Source organism: Streptomyces sp. NPDC096323, from assembly GCF_040302845.1.
Taxonomy (GTDB): Bacteria; Actinomycetota; Actinomycetes; order Streptomycetales; family Streptomycetaceae; genus Streptomyces.
The window spans coordinates 262788-268049 of sequence record NZ_JBEOSI010000012.1; the positions used below are offsets into that span (position 1 = coordinate 262788).

General features: G+C 70.0%; 2 protein-coding genes, 1 tRNA gene and 1 rRNA gene. 1 reads left to right on the top strand and 3 read right to left on the bottom strand.

Going from position 1 to position 5262, the window contains the following annotated elements:
• A partial coding sequence (locus ABTX18_RS30760) for a HAMP domain-containing protein (RefSeq protein WP_352126059.1) occupies positions 1-1764 on the bottom strand: 1764 nt, incomplete at its 3' end.
• Between the two features lie 402 nt (positions 1765-2166).
• On the opposite strand from ABTX18_RS30760, the gene ABTX18_RS30765 reads away from it, so the two are divergent.
• On the top strand, positions 2167-4797 hold the full coding sequence (locus ABTX18_RS30765; RefSeq protein WP_352126060.1) for a SpoIIE family protein phosphatase: 2631 nt from the start codon (positions 2167-2169) through the stop codon (positions 4795-4797).
• Positions 4798-4880: 83 nt separating this feature from the next.
• Here the strand turns inward: ABTX18_RS30765 and ABTX18_RS30770 are convergent.
• Positions 4881-4953: transfer RNA gene (locus ABTX18_RS30770), tRNA-Thr, on the bottom strand.
• Positions 4954-5170: 217 nt separating this feature from the next.
• A 5S ribosomal RNA gene (gene rrf / locus ABTX18_RS30775) occupies positions 5171-5262 on the bottom strand; the annotation flags it as partial.

The window sequence follows — 5262 nt, forward strand, 5'->3', positions numbered from 1 at the left end:
CACCGCCGTGGTCACCTGCGCGATCTGGCGCACCTGGGAGGTCAGGTTCCCCGCCATGAAGTTGACGGAGTCGGTGAGCTCCTTCCATGTACCGGAGACGCCGTCGACACGCGCCTGACCGCCGAGGCGGCCCTCCGTGCCCACGTCACGCGCCACCCGGGTCACCTGCTCCGCGAACGCGGACAACTGCGCGACCATCGTGTTGACGGTGTTCTTCAGCTCCAGCATCTCGCCGGCGACGTCGACGGTGACCTTCTGCGACAGGTCGCCGTTGGCGACCGCGGTCGTCACCTGCGCGATGTCGCGGACCTGCCCCGTCAGGTTCCGGAACGCCGTGTTGACGGAGTCCGTGAGGTCCTTCCAGGTGCCCGCAGCGCCCGGCACCTCGGCCTGGCCGCCCAGCCGGCCCTCGACGCCGACCTCCCGGGCAACCCGGGTCACTTCCGAACCGAAGGACTGAAGCTGGTCGACCATCGTGTTGACGGTGTTCTTCAGCTCCAGCATCTCGCCGGCCACGTCGACGGTGACCTTCTGCGACATGTCTCCGCTGGCGACCGCCGTCGTCACCTGCGCGATGTCACGCACCTGGGTCGTCAGGTTCCGGAAGACGGTGTTCACCGAGTCGGTGAGGTCCTTCCACGTGCCCGCGGCACCCGGCACCTGCGCCTGGCCGCCGAGCAGCCCCTCGCCGCCGACCTCGCTGGCCACGCGGGTGACCTCGTCCGCGAAGGTACGCAGCGTCTCCGTCATCTGGTTGATCGTCTCGGCGAGCTGCGCGACCTCGCCTCGGGCGCTCACCCGGACCTTCTGCGACAGATCGCCGTTGGCGACCGCCGTCGTCACCTCCGCGATGCCGCGCACCTGGGAGGTGAGGTTGCCGGCCATCGTGTTGACGGAGTCCGTGAGGTCCTTCCACACGCCGGCCACGCCCGGCACTGTGGCCTGGCCGCCCAGCTCCCCCTCGGTGCCCACCTCGCGGGCGACCCGGGTCACCTCCGAGGAGAACGAGGACAGCTGATCGACCATCGTGTTGACGGTGTTCTTCAGCTGGAGCATCTCACCGGCCACATGGACGGTGACCTTCCGCGACAGATCGCCCTTGGCCACGGCCGTCGTCACCAGGGCGATGTCACGCACCTGCGCGGTCAGCCGGTACGCCATGGTGTTCACGGAGTCCGTGAGGTCCTTCCAGGACCCGGACATGCCGCGCACCTGGGCCTGACCACCCAGCTTGCCCTCGGTGCCCACCTCGACCGCGACCCGCGTCACCTGCTCGGTGAACGCGGACAGCTGGTCGACGAGGTTGTTGACCGTACGGGCGACCTTCAGGAACTCGCCGCGCAGCGGCCGTGCCGTCTCGTCCGCCGTGTGCGAACGCAGTTCCATCCGCTGCTCGAGATCGCCGTCGGCCACCGCCGACAGCACCCGCCCGACCTCCGAGACGGGACGCGCGAGATCATCGACCAGTTCGTTGGACGCGTCGATCGCGGCGGCCCAGGAGCCCTCGCAGGCCCCCGTCTCCAGCCGCTCGGTGAGCTTGCCCTCCCGGCCGACCACGCGCCGTACGCGCGCGAGCTCACCCGTGAGATGCACGTTGCGGTCGGCGACCTCGTTGAAGACCGCCGCGAGCTCCGCCATGACACCGTCGCCGGAGACGGTCACACGCCTGCGGAAATTCCCGTCGCGCATGGCCACCAGACCCGACAGCAGTCTGTTGAGTGCCGCGGCGTCGACTTCGACGGTTCCATTGCGCTGCTTCTTCACGGACTGTCCGCCTCCACTGCGCGTACCTTTTCCCCGCGCCGCCACGTCAGACTCCACCGTGTCCCTCCCGCAGGGGTTTGACCGAATCGCTCGGGCCTTGTCCGAGAGCTTGCCCAGATCCTGTATGGCTCACCGCCACAGCCCACCGTCGACGGGTGACCATGCGGACGTCAAATCGTTGAAACGTACCAGGCCGGAAGTGGTCGGGGTGGAACCTCCCATGGTTGTCCCCCATCCCTCCCGGCGGAAGCCCACACTTGTCCGTTCACCGGCCTGTTCCTGCCCGTCCGTGCCCGAACCCGGCCCTCGTGTATCCGGCACCTGCACGGAGCGTCTAGCCTGGCAGGCGAATCGAAGCGGCGAGAAACGGGCACAGGACTCGGGGAAGCGACGAGACACCATATGGGGAGTGCTGTGATCACGGCGCGCGCGGCTGCCACGTTCGACCCGGTCGGGCGCTCCGTCGCGACGGCCCGCGCCTTCGTCCGGGACACCCTCCAGGGGTGGGGATACACCGATGTCGTCGACGACGCCGTCGTCCTCACCAGCGAGCTCGTCACGAACGCGGTGGTCCATGCGGGCACCGCGGCTGACGTGCTGTGCCTGCGCACCGAGGACGGTGTCCGGGTCGAGGTCTCCGACCACTATCCGGAACGGGAGATCCCGCTCCAGTCCGCCGGCCTGGACATCGCCGGCCCCGACCGGGAGGGCGGCCGCGGGCTCCTCCTGTGCGCGGCGCTCGCCTCCCGCTGGGGCGTCGAGTACTCCCCCACCCAGAAACATGTCTGGTTCCAGCTCGATCTCCCCGCCCGGCCGGTGGGCATCCGCTCCGCCGGCCCGCTGCTCCCCGTCGCCCTGCTCCCCGTCACCGACGAACGGGTCAGGGTCGCCGTCGTCCAGATCGACAGCACGGGATCCATCGCAGCGTGGAACGACGACGCCTCGTACCTGTTCGGGCACACGGCCGACCAGGTCACCGGCAAACAGTTCACCGACTTCACCGCCTGGCCGCAGACCCCGGGCACCAACACCGGCATCGCCGACGCGCTGCGCCTCTCGCGCTGGGAGGGCAGCTACGGCATCCGTGCCGCCGACGGCCGCACGATCCAGGTCTACGGCTCGCACCTGCGCGTGCGGGACACAGAGGGCGAACCCTCGACGGTGTGCCTGCTGGTGCGCGACTACGAGCGGGCCGTGCTCCAGTCGCCGGTACGTACTCCGGTCTCGGACGCGAACACCGAGAGCCGCACGACGGACCCCTTCGAGGTCTTCATCGGCTCGCCCGCCCCCGACGACCTCGACGGGCTGCTCCAGCGCACCGTCGAGCGGGCCCGCGACATGCTCGACGCCGACGCGGCCTTCCTGCTCCTGGCGACGGACGACGAGACGGAACTGGAGGTACGGGCCACGACCGGCCTGCCCTCGGCCCGCCAGCGCTTCGCGCGCGTCCCCGTCGAGGCGGGCACCGGACGGTACGGCTCCGCGCGGATGCCCGCCGTCCATGAGGACCTGGAGGCGGTCCCCGGTGCGGTTCCGCTGCTCAGTGACACGGGCATGCGCTCCGTGGTGACCGTCCCGCTGAAGGTCGAGGGACGGCTCACGGGCTCCCTGGGGGTCGCGGCCGAGGCCGCCGGGCGATACTCGAACGAGGAGGCCCTGCGCCTCCAGTTCGCCGCCGACCGCATCGCCCTGGCCGTCGAGTCCGCCCGCCTGGGGGAACTGGAGCGTCTGCGCCGCGGCTCGCTCTCCTTCCTGGTCGAGGCCTCCGACCTGCTGGCAGGCACGCTCGACCGGGACCAGACGCTGGCCCTGATGGCGCAGATGACCGTTCCCACCCTGGCGACGTGGTGCGCCGTCTACACGATCGCCGACCAGTCCTCGGACCCCTACCTCTCGTACGTACTGCACGAGGACGAGGACCGCATCGACGGCCTCAAGGCCCTGCTCTCCAAGATCGCCCCGCCGGACCCGGTGCCGACGCCCGGCGCACGTGTCTGGTCCGCACCGTCCGAGGCCGCCCACGAGGCGGCCCTGCGCACGTCGATGCGCACCATCGGCCTCGGTGACCCCGGCGGGCTCGGCGCAGGCATCCGTACGACACTGGCCACCGCGGCCGCGGTGGGCGGGGAGACGGTGGTCCTCCCGCTCGTCGCCCGTAACCGGGTCATCGGGATGCTCACGCTCGGCAAACCGTCCGACGACCACTTCCGCCAGGAGATCCTGGAACTGGCCGAGGACCTGTCACGCAGGGCAGCTTTGGCTCTGGACAACGCCCGTCTCTATTCGGAGCGCATGGCGATCAGCCAGTCCCTCCAGCGCAGCCTGCTGCCGCCGGGCCTGCCCGACGTCCCCAACGTCGAGATCGAGGTCATCTACCGGGCAGCCGGTGAGGGCAACGAGGTGGGCGGCGACTTCTACGACGTCTTCCCGATCCGTGACGGCGCTTACGGCTTCGCCATCGGCGACGTCTGCGGTACGGGTCCCGAGGCCGCGGCCGTGACGGGTCTGGCCCGGCACGCCCTGCGCCTGCTCGCCCGCGAGGGCTTCGGCGGCCCTGCCGTCCTGGAGCGGCTCAACGCCGCGATCCTCGACGAGGGCGCCCGCAGTCGCTTCCTGACCCTTCTGTACGGCGAGTTGTGGCCCCAGGAGGACGGCAGCGCCGTCCTGAAGGTGGTCTGCGCCGGCCACCCGCTGCCGCTGCGCCTGCGCCAGGACGGCACGGTCGAGGCGGCGGCGGAACCGCAGCCCCTGCTGGGCGTCATCGAGGACCTGGAGCTGTACGAGCAGACGGTCACCCTGGACCCGGGCGACGTCCTGCTGTGTGTGACCGACGGTGTAACCGAACGCCGGGAAGGCACCCGCATGCTCGGTGACGACGGTCTGGCGGACGTGCTGGCCAACTGCACGGGCCTGACGGCGGGTGCGGTGGCGGCACGCATTCTGCGGGCCGTCGAGCGCTTCGCCGCCGAGCCGGCCTCGGACGACATGGCCATCCTCGCGATGCGCGTCCCCGAGCCCCAGGCCGCTGGATAAACCCTGCCGGTTCCGGGCAAGGCCGGATCACCTCCGGATACGCGAAAGGCCCCCGCCATTGGCGGGGGCCTTTCGTCTGTCTGAGCCCCAATGCGGAATCGAACCGCAGACCTTCTCCTTACCATGGAGACGCTCTACCGACTGAGCTATTGGGGCCTTGCTGCCCTGCGGCAACGAGCTAAAGCATACCCTGAATCGAGGGGTGTGCAAAACCGCCTGTCGCACCGTCACCGACGCGGCCCACCAGCGGTGTTCCGAGTCCCACCGACCCTCTGGGCGAGCCACGCGCGCCCACCGCGGTAGGCCGGCGAACGCGGGTCCGGAACGCAGAAAAGCCCCGTGCCACAAGGGCACGGGGCTTTCTACAATAATTGTTCGGCGGCGTCCTACTCTCCCACAGGGTCCCCCCTGCAGTACCATCGGCGCTGAAAGGCTTAGCTTCCGGGTTCGGAATGTAACCGGGCG